At 74.3% G+C, this 13,812-nt stretch carries 16 protein-coding genes; 9 read left to right on the forward strand and 7 right to left on the reverse strand.

The window, feature by feature from the left end:
- Positions 1-21: 21 nt before the first annotated feature.
- The 4 genes from GVV04_RS11880 to GVV04_RS11895 are packed head-to-tail and all read left to right on the forward strand — an operon-like array spanning position 22 to position 2,371.
- A complete protein-coding gene (locus GVV04_RS11880) occupies positions 22-477 on the forward strand; it encodes a hypothetical protein (protein WP_161687511.1) in 456 nt (151 codons plus the stop codon).
- On the forward strand, positions 474-686 hold the full coding sequence (locus tag GVV04_RS11885; RefSeq protein ID WP_161687513.1) for a DUF2997 domain-containing protein: 213 nt from the start codon (positions 474-476) through the stop codon (positions 684-686). Before GVV04_RS11880 ends, GVV04_RS11885 begins: the two co-directional genes overlap by 4 nt.
- The gene (locus tag GVV04_RS33040) at positions 670-1,698 is read left to right on the forward strand and encodes a helix-hairpin-helix domain-containing protein (RefSeq protein ID WP_161687515.1); all 1,029 of its coding nucleotides are present in this window, start codon (positions 670-672) and stop codon (positions 1,696-1,698) included. The genes GVV04_RS11885 and GVV04_RS33040 overlap by 17 nt, the downstream gene beginning before the upstream one ends.
- Complete coding sequence (locus GVV04_RS11895; RefSeq protein ID WP_328822328.1) at positions 1,676-2,371, forward strand: 4Fe-4S single cluster domain-containing protein; 696 nt, start codon at positions 1,676-1,678, stop codon at positions 2,369-2,371. Before GVV04_RS33040 ends, GVV04_RS11895 begins: the two co-directional genes overlap by 23 nt.
- Here the strand turns inward: GVV04_RS11895 and GVV04_RS11900 are convergent.
- The 4 genes from GVV04_RS11900 to GVV04_RS11915 all read right to left on the reverse strand — a co-directional run bounded on the left by GVV04_RS11900 (position 2,338) and on the right by GVV04_RS11915 (position 6,276).
- Complete coding sequence (locus GVV04_RS11900) at positions 2,338-3,756, reverse strand: amino acid permease (RefSeq protein ID WP_161687517.1); 1,419 nt, start codon at positions 3,754-3,756, stop codon at positions 2,338-2,340. The two genes, GVV04_RS11895 and GVV04_RS11900, sit on opposite strands and share 34 nt — an antisense overlap.
- 110 nt (positions 3,757-3,866) lie before the next feature.
- Positions 3,867-4,565, reverse strand: coding sequence for a YqeB family protein (locus tag GVV04_RS11905; RefSeq protein ID WP_328822329.1), 699 nt, complete (start codon positions 4,563-4,565; stop codon positions 3,867-3,869).
- Positions 4,566-4,567: 2 nt separating this feature from the next.
- Complete coding sequence (locus GVV04_RS11910) at positions 4,568-5,362, reverse strand: ABC transporter permease (RefSeq protein ID WP_161687519.1); 795 nt, start codon at positions 5,360-5,362, stop codon at positions 4,568-4,570.
- Complete coding sequence (locus GVV04_RS11915; RefSeq protein WP_161687521.1) at positions 5,359-6,276, reverse strand: ABC transporter ATP-binding protein; 918 nt, start codon at positions 6,274-6,276, stop codon at positions 5,359-5,361. The genes GVV04_RS11910 and GVV04_RS11915 overlap by 4 nt, the downstream gene beginning before the upstream one ends.
- 130 nt (positions 6,277-6,406) lie before the next feature.
- Here GVV04_RS11915 and GVV04_RS11920 point away from each other — a divergent pair, with 130 nt between their 5' ends.
- Complete coding sequence (locus tag GVV04_RS11920) at positions 6,407-7,750, forward strand: sensor histidine kinase (RefSeq protein WP_161687523.1); 1,344 nt, start codon at positions 6,407-6,409, stop codon at positions 7,748-7,750.
- The gene (locus GVV04_RS11925; protein WP_407938797.1) at positions 7,729-8,454 is read left to right on the forward strand and encodes a response regulator; all 726 of its coding nucleotides are present in this window, start codon (positions 7,729-7,731) and stop codon (positions 8,452-8,454) included. Before GVV04_RS11920 ends, GVV04_RS11925 begins: the two co-directional genes overlap by 22 nt.
- 319 nt (positions 8,455-8,773) lie before the next feature.
- Here the strand turns inward: GVV04_RS11925 and GVV04_RS11930 are convergent, their stop codons facing one another.
- Positions 8,774-9,562 carry a D-Ala-D-Ala carboxypeptidase family metallohydrolase gene (locus GVV04_RS11930; RefSeq protein WP_161687527.1) on the reverse strand — a complete coding sequence of 263 codons (789 nt, stop codon included), beginning with the start codon at positions 9,560-9,562 and terminating at the stop codon, positions 8,774-8,776.
- A 317-nt stretch (positions 9,563-9,879) separates the two neighbouring features.
- On the opposite strand from GVV04_RS11930, the gene GVV04_RS11935 reads away from it, so the two are divergent.
- Entirely contained in the window at positions 9,880-10,533 is a 654-nt protein-coding gene (locus GVV04_RS11935) for a DUF6642 family protein (protein WP_161687529.1), read from the forward strand.
- Positions 10,534-10,581: 48 nt separating this feature from the next.
- Here GVV04_RS11935 and GVV04_RS11940 read toward each other — a convergent pair whose 3' ends face one another.
- A complete protein-coding gene (locus GVV04_RS11940; RefSeq protein ID WP_161687531.1) occupies positions 10,582-11,223 on the reverse strand; it encodes an NAD(P)-dependent oxidoreductase in 642 nt (213 codons plus the stop codon).
- Positions 11,224-11,384: 161 nt separating this feature from the next.
- On the reverse strand, positions 11,385-12,617 hold the full coding sequence (locus tag GVV04_RS11945; protein ID WP_161687532.1) for a serine hydrolase domain-containing protein: 1,233 nt from the start codon (positions 12,615-12,617) through the stop codon (positions 11,385-11,387).
- A 65-nt stretch (positions 12,618-12,682) separates the two neighbouring features.
- On the opposite strand from GVV04_RS11945, the gene GVV04_RS11950 reads away from it, so the two are divergent.
- Positions 12,683-13,276, forward strand: a complete 594-nt coding sequence (locus GVV04_RS11950; protein WP_161687534.1) for a pentapeptide repeat-containing protein — start codon at positions 12,683-12,685, stop codon at positions 13,274-13,276.
- 110 nt (positions 13,277-13,386) lie between these two features.
- Entirely contained in the window at positions 13,387-13,716 is a 330-nt protein-coding gene (locus GVV04_RS11955; RefSeq protein WP_161687536.1) for a hypothetical protein, read from the forward strand.
- Positions 13,717-13,812: the final 96 nt, after the last annotated feature.

Raw genomic sequence — 13,812 nt, forward strand, 5'->3', positions numbered from 1 at the left:
GACGACGACAGGAGAGCGCCGGTGAGCATCTCGCTGATACTCGTACCCCTGGCGGTGGCCACCGTGGCCGCCGCGCACGCCGCCACCGCCGACCGCGACGGCGAGGGCCGGATGGTCTGCCAGGTGCAGACCCGGATGCGCGACGAGGCGCTGCTCGCCGCCGCGCTACGGGACACCGACGCGGCGGTGACCGTCGCCGCCGACGAGATCACCGCCGACTGGGCCGGGGTACGGGCCGGCTTCCACCGCGGCCCGGACGGCATCTGGACCGCGCACCTCAGCGGCGAGGTCGACGAGGAACGGGCAGTGGAGATCATCCGCTCAATCGACGCCGCGTACGGGCGGCAGGTGCAGGGTGCGGTGCTGGAAAGGCTGCGGGCCCAGGCCCCGGCCGCCGGGCTGCGACTGGAATCGGAGCAGGTCACCGAGGACGCCTCGGTCCGGCTGGTCTTCGCCGTGCAGGAGCGGGACCGGTGACCGGGCAGCCCCGCGTCGTCGTCACCGTCAACCCCGACGGCTCGGTCAGCGCCGAGACCCAGGGACTGCTCGGCGAGAGCTGCCTCGACTACGTGGCCGTGCTGGAGGACCTGCTCGACGCGCGGACGGTGCGCAGCGCGTACACGGCCGACCGCGACCGGGTGGACACCGTCGTCGCCGACGAGCAGCACGATGTCGACCGGGCCTGACGGTTGGCCGCCCGCGTCGGGCCCGGCGGCGTACCCGCCCGATGCCGGCCCGAAGGGGTACCCGCCGCCGCCCGGCCCACCCACCTGGGCCGCCGCGCCGCCGGTGCGCTCGCCCGGGGCCCGCGTCTGGTGGCGGCTGCGGCACAGCTGGTGGGTGCTCTTTCCGATCCTCGGATTCAGCTGCTTCGGCGGGGTCGGCTTCCTCTACGTGGGCATCCGGGCCCGGCGCGCGGCGTGGTGGATCTCCGGCATCGTCTACCTGCTCGTCGGCTGGGGCAGCCTCATCGCATTCGACGTCGCCGAGGTGGACAGCGCCGCCAGCACCTGGTTCGCCGTCCTGTGGTTCCTGGCCTGGGTCGTCAGCGCCGGACACGCCCTCGTGGTCAACGTGTTCTGGTTGCGGTGGCGGGCCGGCCACCGGCCCGGGTACGCCCAGCCCGCGCCGGGCTGGCCCGGGTACGCCCAGCCGGCGCCGGGCTGGCCCGGGTACGCGTACCCGCCGGGGGGCCTCGCCCCGCCCCCCGGCCCGCCGGCGGGCGGAGCTTTCGGCGGCACCGTCTCCGGTTCTCCCGTCGTCGGGCAGCAGGCCGGGTACTGGGCCACCGGCCCGGCCGCGACGAAGATCCCGGGCGACCCGACCGCCGGCCCGCCGCTGCCCATGGTCGACCCGACCTCCGCGCCGCTGGGCTTCGGCACGCCGCTGAGCTTCGGCACACCGGTCTTCGGCCCGCCCACCACCCCGCCGTCCCCGGCCGCGCCGTCCCCGGTGGACGTCAACGCCGTCGGGGCGGAGCAGCTCGCCGCGCTCCCCGGCTTCGACGCCGCCCGCGCCGGGCGGGTGCTCGCCGCCCGGGATGCCCGCCGGGGGTTCGGCAGCGTCGCCGAGTTCGCCGCCGCCGCCGAGCTGGCCCCGCACGAGTACGCCCACCTGCGCGACCTGCTGGTCTGCGTGCCGCCCGCCGGCCCGCCCGCCCACCCGGGGATGTCCGGTGGACGCGTACTCGATTTCTGAGACCGGCCCGGTGCGGCGCTCAGCCGCCGGGCCGGAACTGGTGGCGCTGGCCCGGTTCCTCGCCTCGACCCGGGCCGAGGGGCCCGGCGAGCGGACCGCCCTGTGGGTGCAGGGCTGTGCGATCCGCTGCCCGGGCTGCTTCAACCCCCAGCTCTGGACCTTCCGGGGCGGGGAACTCGTCGCGCCGACCGAGCTGGTCGAGCGGGTCCTCGCCGCCGGCACCGAGGGGGTGACCCTGCTCGGCGGCGAGCCGTTCGACCAGGCCGGCGCGCTGGCCGAGGTGGCCGCCGGGGTGCGCCGGGCCGGGCGGTCGGTGATGACCTTCACCGGCTACACCCGCGACGGCCTGCGCCGCGCCGTCGACAGCGGACGCGAGGAAGTGGCCGCCCTGCTGGCCGAGACCGACCTGCTGGTCGCCGGGCCGTTCCGCGCCGACCTGGTCGACACCGACCGGCCCTGGGTGGGCTCCACCAACCAGGAGTTCGCGCTGCTCAACGACCGCTTCCCGGAGCTGCTCGACGAGCTGCCCCGGACCCCGGACCGGGTCGAGGTGACCGTCGACGCCGCCGGCCGGGTCTCGGTCAACGGCTGGGCCGAGGTCGACGCGCTGGACGAGCTGCTCGCCTCGGTGGGCCGCCCTCAGCGCCGGTCGGCCAACGCCGAGCGCCGGTAACCGTAGAGCCCGTAGACCAGCGCGCCGAGCAGGAACCACACCCCGAACCGCAGCCAGGTCACCGGGTTCAGGAAGGTGATCAGCCAGATCGAGAACAGCGCGCCGAGCGCCGGCACCACCGGCATCCCCGGCAGCCGGAACGTGCGCGGCGCGTCCGGGCGGCGGTAGCGCAGCACGATCACCGCGACGCAGACCACCACGAACGCCAGCAGGATGCCGATGTTGGTCAGCTCGGCGGCCTGCCGGATCGGCAGGAACCCGGCGATCAGCGCCGAGCCGACGCCCACGATCCAGGTGACCCGGCTGGGCACCCGGCGCACCGGGTGCAGCTTGCCGAACCAGGCCGGCATCAGGCCGTCCCGGCTCATCGAGAACCACACCCGGGTCACCCCGAGCATGAACGTGAACATCACCGTCAGGATGCCGATGATCGCCCCGACGGCGATGACGCTGGCCAGCCCGGACAGCCCCACCGACGCGAACGCCGAGGAGAAGCCGCTCTCCGGATCGATGTCCCGGTAGTTCTGCATCCCGGTCAGCACCAGCGTGGCCAGCACGTACAGCACCATCGAGATGGCCAGCGACCAGACGATCGCCTTCGGCATGTGCCGGCGGGAGTCCTTCGCCTCCTCCGCCGCGGTGCTCATCGCGTCGTACCCGAATACGGCGAAGAAGACAGTGGCCGCGCCGGTGAACGCCCCGCCGACCCCGAACGGGAAGAACGGCGAGTAGTTCGCGGTCTTCACGTGGAAGAAGCCGACCACGATCACCAGCAGCACCACGGCCACCTTCAGCCCGACCACGAACGTCTCGAACCGGGCCGCCGAGGAGATCCCCCGGTTGAGCAGGAACGCGATGAGCAGGCAGAGCAGCACCGCGAACAGGTCCACCACGTGCCCGTCGCCGGTGCCCGGCGCGCCCAGCACCCAGTCGGGCAGCGCCAGGCCCAGCTCCCCGAGGAGGAAACCGAAGTACCCGGAGATGCTGATCGCGACCACCGCCACGATCGCCGTGTACTCCAGCAGCAGGTCCCAGCCGATGAACCAGCCCACGGCCTCGCCGAGCACCACGTACCCGTAGGTGTAGGCCGAGCCGGCCTTCGGGATCATGCCGGCGAACTCGGCGTACGACAGGGCCGCCGCCGCGCTGGCCAGGCCGGCGATCAGGAACGAGAGGAGCACGGCCGGGCCGGCCGTCTCGTGCGCCACCGCCCCGGCCAGGGCGAAGATGCCGGCGCCGATGATCCCGCCCACCCCGATCGCGGTGAGTTGCCACAACCCGAGGGACCGGGACAGCCCCTCGTCGGTCTCGTCGGCGATCTCCTCGACCGACTTGCGCCGAAAGATCCCCGTGCCGCCGCCCGGCGCACTCTCCCTGGAGGTCATCGTCGGTCCCCTCTCGTTCCGGCCACGTCGCCGTCGGTGGAGAACTGCCTCCGTATTGTGACGGACGTAGATGTCCAACGAGAAGCTCCGCGCGCGGATGCGGGGACATTTCACCCCGGGGCCGCCCGCCGGGTCAGCCGCCAGTACTGCCGCTTCTCCTCGTCCCGCACCACCACCCCGAGCCGGGCCAGCTCCCGCCGCAGGTCGTCGGCGTCCCCGCGCCGACCCCGGTCCACCGCGTGTTGCCGCGCCCGCAGCAGGGCGTCCGCCCCCGCAGGCAGCCCCGGCAGCCCCTCCACCCACCGCCGGTACGCGTCCCGGTACGGGTCCGCGTCCGCCCACGGCCAGCCGTGCCCCCGGAACGCGGCGGCCAGCCGCCCGGCGCTCACGTCGCCGCGCTCCCGGGCCAGCTCCTCCTCCCCGTCGCCCAGCAGCACCAGGTCCCGCCGGTCGACGAATACCACCCGCACGGATCGGCGGGTGATCTCCCGGTCCTGCCCGTCGCGGCGCAGCCGGACCCGGTCCGCAGTCACCTCGACCCGCAGCCGCTCCCGGGTGCCGATCCCGGCCACGACGAGCCCGGCCAGCGCGCCGAGCGCCACCGCCCCGGCCGTGGCCCGGGGCTCGGGCAGCTTGGCCAGCAGCTCGAACCAGCCCTGCGCGGGCACCCACGGCAGCCCGGCGACCGGGCCGGCGACGGCGGTGAGCAGCCAGCCGGCGCCGGCCCCGACCAGCGGGAAGCCGCCCCACATGACCGCCAGCTCGCCCGCCCCGCCGTCGACCCGCGTCGGCGCGTCCCCGGCCCCCACGGTCAGGACACCTCCCGGCGCAGCGTGCGGACGAGCCCGGCCGCCAGCGGCAGCACCGCCCAGACCAGCACCGACACGGCCATTCGCCCCCACTGGCCGGCGGTCACCTCGGGACCGAAGAGCGGCTCCATGGTGACGCTGGTGTCCAGCCAGCGGGCCGGCTCCCGCAGCGCCGCGACCATGCCGGCCAGCACCGCCCAGACCGTGGGCAGCAGCAGGTAGGTGACCACCGCCAGCGGGGTGTTCAGCAGCAGCAGGCCGAACGCCGCGCCCATCAGCACCCCCAGCACCTGCAGGACCACCGCGTGGAACAGCCGGGCGGCCTCGAACGACCAGTCGCCCGACCCGCCCGTCGCCTTCGCGACCAGCGTGCCGACCGCGGCGACGGCCAGGGTGACCAGCACCGACGCCAGCGCGGCCAGCACCACCGCGGCGAGTTTCGCGGCGATCACCCGCTCCCGGCGGGGCACCAGCGCGTACGTGGTCAGCGCGGTGCGCTGGGACCACTCCCCGGTGATGGACAGGATGCCCAGTATCGGCAGGAGCAGGCCGGCGGGCAGCAACTGCGGGACGAAGAACGCGGTGAACGTCTGTTCGTCGTCGGCCAGCACCCACAGTTGCACCACGACGATCGCGACGGAGACCAGGCCGATGCCGACCAGCAGCCACCGGCCGGCCCGGGTGTCGACGAGCTTGCGCAGCTCCACGGCGGTCAGCCGGGGCAGCGACGGTCCGCGTACCCCCGGGTGAGCCGGCGGGGCGACGGCGGGTGCGGTGGGGGCGGTGCTCGCGCTCATGCCGTGGTCTCCTTCGTGGACGTGCCGCCGGTGAGGGTGAGGAAGAGCTGTTCCAGGCCGCCGGCACCGGCCGGGCGCAGCTCGGTGAGGACGACCCCCGCGTCCGCCGCTGCCTGCCCGACCACACCGGGCTCGGCCTGGACCAGCAGCCCGCCGCCGGGCGACGCGGCCGGGCCGGTGGCGCCCGTCGCGGCGAGGCCAGCCTCTGCCAGCGCCCGCCGCAGGGCCTCCCCGTCGCGGGCCCGGACCAGCGTGCCGGCGTCGGCCAGCAACTCGTCCGTGTCGCCGGAGGCGACCACCCGACCACCCCCGATCACCACCAACTGGTCGGCCACCGCCTCCACCTCCCGCAGCAGGTGGGAGGAGAGCAGCACGGCGCCGCCCCGGTCGGCGAAGTCGCGCAGCAGGCCGCGCATCCAGAAGATGCCCTCCGGGTCCAGGCCGTTCGCCGGCTCGTCCAGGATCAGCACCCGGGGGTCGCCCAGCAGCGCGTGCGCCAGGCCGAGTCGCTGCCGCATCCCCAACGAGTACGCCCCGACGCGCCGCCGCGCGGCACCCGCGCCCAGCCCGACCTGGTCGAGCTTCACGTCGACCTCCCGCCGGGGCACGCCCATCGTGATGGCGGCCAGCGTCAGCACCTCCCGCCCGGTCCGCCCCGCGTGCTGCGCCGAGGCGTCCAGCAGCACCCCGACCTCCCGGCCCGGATTCGCCAGCCGCCGGTACGGCACCCCGCAGACGGTGGCGGTGCCCGCGCTCGGCGGGGCCAGCCCGCAGATCATCCGCATCGTGGTGGACTTGCCGGCCCCGTTCGGGCCGAGGAAGCCGGTGACGCTGCCCGGCGCGCAGGTGAAGCTGACGTCGTCGACGGCGGCGTGGCCGCCGTACCGCTTGGTCAGGTGCTCAACTTCGATCATGGGTCGAGCCTGCCCGCGCCACCCGGCCGGGCGCTGCGGTCACCGGTCGAGAACCACGTCGACCTCCGGCCACGGTCGGCGTCGACTTTGGTAGCTGTCGGCGGGGCCGCGGCCTTCCTAGCATGGGGTGGTGACCAGCGCCGCCGTACCGGATCATCCCTGGCTGCTGCCGGGCGCCCTCGCCGACGTGGCGTCGTCCGGGGCGCGACCCCGACGGACCGCCCGCGACTGGCTGGTGGACGTCCACCTCTTCCTGTTCGCCCTCGGCTGGGCCGTCTCCGTCGCCTGGGACGCCCGCCAGCCCGACCCGGAGCTGGCCGGGCGGCTGCCGTACGAGTGGTTGCAGGACCTAGACACGGTGCTCGGGCTGCTGGCCTGCGCGGCGCTGTGGCTGCGCCGCCGCTGGCCCTTCGGCCTGGCGGTGGCCATCCTGCCGCTCGGGCTGTTCTCGGCGACCGCCGGGGTGGTCCTCGTGGCCATCATGTTCACGGTCGTGGTGCACCGGCCGTTGTCGCAGATCGCGCTGGTGTTCGGCGGCAGCGCGCTGACCAGCGTCAGCTACGCGATGCTCCGCCCCGACCCGGTGATCGGATTCTGGGGCGAGCTGGCCTGGGCGGCCGTCTTCACCGGCTCGGTGCTCGCCTGGGGGATGTTCGTCCGGGCCCGGCGGCAGCTCATCCTGTCCCTGCGCGACCGGGCCGACCGGGCCGAGGCGGAGCAGCAGCTCCGGGTGGCGCAGGCCCGGCAGCTGGAGCGCACCCGGATCGCCCGGGAGATGCACGATGTGCTGGCGCACCGGATCTCCCTGCTCAGCCTGCACGCCGGCGCGCTGGAGTTCCGGCCGGACGCGCCGCCGGAGGAGGTCGCCCGGGCGGCCGGCGTGATCCGGGAGAGCGCCCACGCCGCCCTCCAGGACCTGCGCGAGGTCATCGGCGTCCTGCGCGCCGACGACCCGCCCCCACCCGGCCCGGCGTCGTCGGGCCAGGTGCCGGCCGGGTCGGCCCGCCCCGGACCCGCCCCCGCCCCGGCGGCCCGGTCGGCGACGACGCCGCAGCCGGCCGCGGTGGAGCGGCCACAGCCCACCCTGGCCGACGTACCCACACTGGTCGCGGAGTCCCGGGCCGCCGGCATGCGGGTGGAGGTGGTCGACACCGTCGAAGCGGCCGGGACCGCGCCCGTCGCGCTCGGGCGCGGCGCGTACCGGATCGTCCAGGAGGGGCTGACCAACGCCCGCAAGCACGCGCCGGGCGCGGCCGCCACCGTCCGGCTCTCCGGGGCGCCCGGCGATGGGCTGACCGTCGACGTTCGCAACCGCTGGCCGGTGGGGGCCGGGTGGCAGCCCGTCATCCCCGGCACCGGGACCGGCCTGGTCGGCGTCGCCGAGCGGGTCAGCCTGGCCGGCGGGCACCTGGAGCACGGGCGGGACGGGTCCGGCGACTTCCGGCTGACCGCCTGGCTACCCTGGCCGGCATGACCGGGCGGGAACACGACACGGGTGCCGGGGCGGCTCGTCCGGAGCCCGTGCGGGTGCTGATCGTCGACGACGACGCCCTGGTCCGGGCCGGCCTGTCGATGATCCTCGGCGGCGTGCCCGACCTGCGGGTGGTCGGCGAGGCCGCCGACGGCGACCAGGTGCCGGCCGCCGTCGCCGCCTGCGCGCCCGACGTGGTGCTGATGGACATCCGGATGCCCCGGGTGGACGGGCTCGCCGCCACCGAGGCGCTGCGCGCCCAGCCCCGCCCGCCCGAGGTCCTCGTCCTGACCACCTTCGACGCCGACGACCAGGTGCTGCGGGCACTGCGCGCCGGGGCGGCCGGGTTCCTGCTCAAGGACACCCCGCCCGCCGAGATCGTCCGGGCGGTGCGCCGGGTCGCCGCTGGGGAGGCCACTCTCTCACCGACGGTCACCCGGCAACTGATCCGGCACGTCACCGCGTCCGGGCCGGCCGGCGTCGATCCCCGCCGTGAACGGGCGCTGCGGTTGCTGGCCGGGCTCAGCGAGCGGGAACGGGAGGTCGCGGTCGCGCTGGGTCAGGGCCGGACCAACGCCGAGATCTCCGCCGAGCTGTTCATGAGCGTGGCGACGGTCAAGGCGTACGTCTCCCGCCTGCTCACCAAGCTGGACCTGAACAACCGGGTCCAGGTCGCCATCCTGGTCCACGACGCAGGCCTCGCCTGACCCGGCCATCGCCGCAGCTCCCTACGCCCCGCGTGCTTCCTCGTGGGCCGTCTCTTGATCCGGTGGCGGCCGGACGATTGCCTCCCGCATCCGGTCGGGGACCTGTCTGTCGGCCCCTATGGAGCTGCCCCGTTTGTGCTACCGATGGAGCGGGCGCGTAAACGGGGCAGCTCGAAAGGGGCCGACGGAGGGTGGACTGACTGTGATGAGACACGCCAGCCGCTAACTGGCGGTCAAGCCATCACCTACGGACCGACCAGGTCAGCCTCACAGTCAGTCCTCGCGGCCGGGCCGACGGTGTCCCGCCTGGCGGCTCCGGTCAGTCGCTGCCGGCGCCGATCCCGCAGTCCGGCGCGGACCAGACGGTCGTGTTCGATGTCTGGTCGCTGTTGTTCTCCCGGCGGGAGTCCACGTGGACGTGGTCGTCGTGGTCCGGGTACCCGGGGCCGTAGATGCCGCTGAAACCGTGGTCGCGGGCCGCGCGGGCGGCGTCGCACAACGACGAGTCGCGGGGGACGAGGTCGGCGGCGGTGCCGTAGAGGTGCTGGCTGTCCGATGCCCCACCGACCTGCTGGTTGCACTCCTTGCTACGGAAGCCGCTGGTGACGAGCACCGGCTTGTCCCCGAGGTCGCGCCGCAGCGCCTCCAGCTTCCACATGGTGCGCAGCGCGTTGGCCTTCGTCTTCGTCGCCGACAGCGGGCCTCCGCTCCAGCCGCCCCGCCCGCAGCCGTCGTCCAACTCCTGGTAGCTGAAGTGACGTGGGGTGCAGTCGTTGTCCTGGAGCGCGTACAGCTTGGTGTACGTCTGCGGCCCGGCGACCCCGTCGGCCTTCAGCCCGTACGCCGATTGGAAGCGCTTGACCGCGGCGGCGGTCTTCGGGCCGTACCGGCCGTCGTTCTCCACGATGTCCCGGGTGCCGGCCCACCCGGCGACCCGGATCTGGAGCTGGCGGACGTCGTCGCCGGAGCGCCCCTGGTACAGGTTGCGTTTCCAGGTGTAGCAGCCGTCGGCATGGGCCGGCGGGGCGGCCACCACCGTGGCGATCGCGGCACCCGGCAACGCCAGGGCGAACGCGACCATGGCCCGCTTCAAGGTTTTGGCACGCACGGAAGTCCTCCCGTAAGGAGAGCGAATGGGGTGAGCCGGGTCCGTCGGCCGGGACGTCCCGTCCGTTCCACCCTCGCATCGTGGCGTCCTCTTGGAGGCAAATAACCGGAATTGTTCTCGGTTTGGCTCGCGCCCGGGGATCTGCCGGGAAAGAAGGGCGAAATGGGTACGCCCCATTGCGCGCCGCCGATGCACAGAGCGGCCGAAACGGTACGCCGGGCGCGGCGCGACGGAAACGTGAATCGGATCCGACGGAGGGTGACCGTCGGGGCGCGGGCGGCCGGCGGGTAACGTCACCGGAGGGCTGGGAGGTGGCTGTGGCACGCGGTGGCGTCTTCTGTGTCGAGGGGCAGTGGCACCGCGACCTCAACGAGCGCGGATCGGTCCTGCCGACCCTCGAACTGCTCGAACGGCTCGGCAAGATCCGGTTCATCCACAAGGACGCGGCCACCCGGGACGAGCTCTTCTACTTCCTCGACCGCTGGCTGCTCAAGCAGTACGCCGACTACCGGGTGGGCTTCTTCGCCATGCACGGCGAGCCGAGCCGGCTCTGCCTCACCGACTGGGACTCCGTCGATCTCGCCGACGTGGCCGAGCGGATCGCCGGCCGGTGCGACGGCCGACGGCTCTACTTCGGCAGCTGCTCGGTGCTGCGGGCGTCCGACGCCGTGCTGCGCGACTTCCTCGACGTCACCGGCGCCGCGCTGATCTGCGGCTTCACCCGCGAGGTCGACTGGGTGGAGTCCGCCGCGTTCGAGACCGTGCTGCTCGACGTGCTCGCAAACGGGCACCGGCACAACGCGGCCGAGTTGCGGATGGGCTCCGCACACTGGGCGCCCCTGGCGGCGTACCTGGGCTTCCGGGTGATCTACGCCAACGGCCGGGCGTGGCGGCCGACCGTGCGGCCCCGGGTGCCGGCCCAGCCCACGGGACGGACCGCAGCCCGCCCCCGCTCGGCGGGGACCGGCTAGACGATTGTCGGCACGAGGCTCGGCGTCGGTGAGCCGGAACCCGGCGGCTCAGTATCCGGCGGTGAAGCGCATGTTCTCGAAGCGCGGGTGCTCGATCTCGTCCACGACGGCGACGGCCAGGTCCTCGTAGCTCAGCACCGCGCGGCCCCGCTCGTCGGTGACCGGCTCTTCCGTGCCGGTCCGGTAGCGGCCCGTGCGCTCGCCGGGGTGGAACTCCAGCGGGGGTGGGGAGACGTACGTCCAGGTCACCCCCTCGGCCGAGGACCGGTACCAGGCCAGCGCGTCGGCCTGGCCCAGCGCGGCGTCCCGGTACTCCTCGGGGAAGTCCGGCTCCTCAACGAACGGGACACCCCTCGGGCCGAGCAGGGTCGCCCCGCCGCCGACGTGGATCACCCGGGGCGGATTCGGCAGGTCCCGCAGCACCGTGATCAGGTTCTCCGCCGCGTCCCGCCACAGCGCCCGTTCCCCGCCGCCGACCGCCACCACGATCGCGTCCGCGCCCGGGGCCAGCTCCCGTACGCTGCGCGCCGAGGTGGCGTCGCCGGTGACCAGGTCGACCCCGGCCGGCAGGTAGCTGACCGCCTCCGGCCGGCGCACCGCCGCGGTCACCCGATGACCCCGGTTCACCGCCTCGGCGGTGATCCGCGAACCCGCCGTGCCGCCGGCCCCGAACACCACGATGTCGCTCATCGCCTGACCGCCTCCCGCGCCGCACGACCGTCGTCGTCCGTCCCCAGGCTAGGGAGCCGAGCGCCCCGGCGGTGCCGTTCCGGCGATCCCGGGCGGGGAGACCACGGCTCGCCGCTCGCCGCTCGGCGATCGGCCGCCTTCTGGAGGCGGCCCGACCGGGCTCAGTCGACGAGGGCGGAGTAGACGAGCTGGCGCAGCTGCGACCGCAGCGGGTAGGTGCTCGACGGCAGGAGCTGGGTGAACAGCAGCGCCGTGATCTCCTCCACCGGGTCCACCCAGAACGCGGTGCTGGCCATCCCGCCCCAGTAGTACTCGCCGACGCTGCTCGGCACCCGGGCCGGGACCGGGTCCTGCACCACGGCGAAGCCGAGCCCGAACCCGATGCCCTCCAGCACCGTCTCGGCGAACCCGGACGGGGAGAACGAGGCCAGGTCCCGACCGCCGGGCAGGTGGTTGCGGGTCATGAAGCGCACCGTCCGGGGCCCGAGCAGGCGTACGCCGTCCAGCTCGCCGCCGCGCAGCAGCATCTGGGTGAACCGGTGGTAGTCGGCGGCCGTCGAGACCAGCCCGCCGCCGCCGGACAGCCACGACGGCTCGGTCAGCGCGGCCCGGCCGATCGCGTCGGCGCGGAACGTCTGGCCGGTCGCCGGGTTCGGGGCGTACAGGGCGGCCAGCCGCCGGGTGTCCGGCTCGTCGACCCACCAGCGGGTGTCGGTCATGCCCAGCGGGCGCAGGATCCGGTCGGCGAGGAACTGGTCCAGCCGCCGTCCGGAGACGACCTCGACGAGCCGGCCGAGCACGTCGGTGGAGACCCCGTAGTTCCAGCTGCTGCCCGGCTGGAAGAGCAGCGGCAGCCGGGCCAGGGTCCGCGTGGCGGCGGTCAGGTCGGCCCCGGCGGGCACGCTGAGGTCGAAGCCGGCGGCCCGGTACAGGCCGTCGACCACGGAGACCTGGGCGAAGCCGTACGTCAGCCCGGCGGTGTGGGTGAGCAGGTGCCAGATCCGGATCGGCTCGGCCGCCGGCACCGTGTACGGACTGGTCACCGGGCCCCTGTCGTAGACCCGGGCGTCGGCGAACTCCGGCAGCCAGCGGCTGACCGGGTCGGTCAGCTCGAACCGGCCCTCCTCCCACAGCATCATCGCCGCGACGGAGGTGATCGGCTTGGTCATCGAGTAGATGCGCCAGAGGGTGTCCGGCTCGACAGGAATGCCCGCCTCCCGGTCCCGCAGGCCGTAGGTCGAGGAGTGGGCGATCTCGCCCCGGCGGGTGACGACGATCTGCCAGCCGGCGAGCCGCCCCTCGTCGACGTACCTGCCGAAGTGTTCGTCGATCCGCGCCAGCCGGGCGGGATCGAAGCCGAGCCGGTCGGGGTCGCTGCTGCGCGCCACACTCACCCGTCGAACCTACTGTCCGGTACGGGCTGTGCGGAAGACGCCGGCTTGCCCAGTAGGCTGACCAGGTGCTGGAGCCGACCGAGGACGCCACTTTCCGCCACGAGGACTGGTACGGCGAGGAGTTGGTCGACCGGCACTTCGTGCGCTGCGAGTTCTTCCACGTGGACCTGACCGAGGCGGTCAGCCTGGGCGCCGTCTTCACCGACTGCACCTTCGGCAACGTGGCGTTCAACGCCTCCCGGCACACCGACTCGGCCTTCACCCGCTGTGTCTTCAAACGGTGCAACCTCTTCGACGCCGAGTTCACCGGCTGCAAGCTGGTCGGCAGCAGCTTCGAGGAGTGCGACCTGCGTCCGCTGCGGATCGACGGCGGGGACTGGTCGTTCGTGGCACTGCCGGGGGCCGACCTGCGTGGGGCGCGCCTGACCGACGTGCGGATGCGCGAGGTGGACCTGACCGGCGCCGACCTGACCGGTGCCACGGTCACCGGCGTCGACCTGTCCGGGGCCCAGCTGCACGGCTCCCGGCTGTCCCGCGCCGACCTGCGCGGCAGCGACCTGTCCGCGCTCGACCCGACCGAGGTGGAGCGGGCCGACGCGCTGATCGACGCCGAGCAGGCGCTGTTGCTGGCTCGGGCGCTCGGCTTCCAGGTCGGCTGACCCCGGCCGGTCCTGAGCGCCCGGGGGGACAGTTTGTCCGTCGCGCCGCCGCGGAGCGGCCGTACGTTTCTGCTGTCCCGGTCCGTCCATCCTCTGTGGAGGCTTAACCGATGAGCAGCACCGCCACCCGTACCGTCCGTCCCGCGACCCCCCTCGGTGCCGAGGAGTCGGGGGAGACGCTCCGGGAGATCCCGCTGCCGCCGTACATCACGGGGGAGGACGCGCAGTTCGCGGTGCGCGCGGTGGTGGTGCACGCGCCCCGGCGCTGGTCGGGCGGGACGGTCTGCCGCAACGACGCGAGCCCGCACCCGTGCCGGCTGCACCGCTGGGGCCGGCGGGTGCTCACGCTGCGCGGCCTGCGGTCCGCCGAGATCGACGCGCTGATCGAGCGGGGCGACCCCACCGTGACGGTCCGCCAGCCCGACCGCCCCGGCGCCTGAGGACGCGGCGGGCCCGCCTCCCGTCCCGGCGGGCCCGCCGCCCCGTCTCCCCGTCACACCAAGCCTGCCGTCCCGCCCCGCCAGGCCCGCCGCCCC

Origin of the sequence: Micromonospora rubida (genome assembly GCF_009908295.1) — a bacterium.
In the GTDB taxonomy this organism is placed as follows: domain Bacteria; phylum Actinomycetota; class Actinomycetes; order Mycobacteriales; family Micromonosporaceae; genus Micromonospora; species Micromonospora rubida.

What these genes read in the sequence shown, in the direction of transcription:
- GVV04_RS33040 (WP_161687515.1), top strand. Translation starts at nt 670, where the DNA reads ATGTCGACCGGGCCTGACGGTTGGCCGCCCGCGTCGGGCCCGGCGGCG.
- GVV04_RS11900 (WP_161687517.1), bottom strand. Translation starts at nt 3,756, where the DNA reads ATGACCTCCAGGGAGAGTGCGCCGGGCGGCGGCACGGGGATCTTTCGG.
- GVV04_RS11910 (WP_161687519.1), bottom strand. Translation starts at nt 5,362, where the DNA reads ATGAGCGCGAGCACCGCCCCCACCGCACCCGCCGTCGCCCCGCCGGCT.
- GVV04_RS11915 (WP_161687521.1), bottom strand. Translation starts at nt 6,276, where the DNA reads ATGATCGAAGTTGAGCACCTGACCAAGCGGTACGGCGGCCACGCCGCC.
- GVV04_RS11940 (WP_161687531.1), bottom strand. Translation starts at nt 11,223, where the DNA reads ATGAGCGACATCGTGGTGTTCGGGGCCGGCGGCACGGCGGGTTCGCGG.
- GVV04_RS11955 (WP_161687536.1), top strand. Translation starts at nt 13,387, where the DNA reads ATGAGCAGCACCGCCACCCGTACCGTCCGTCCCGCGACCCCCCTCGGT.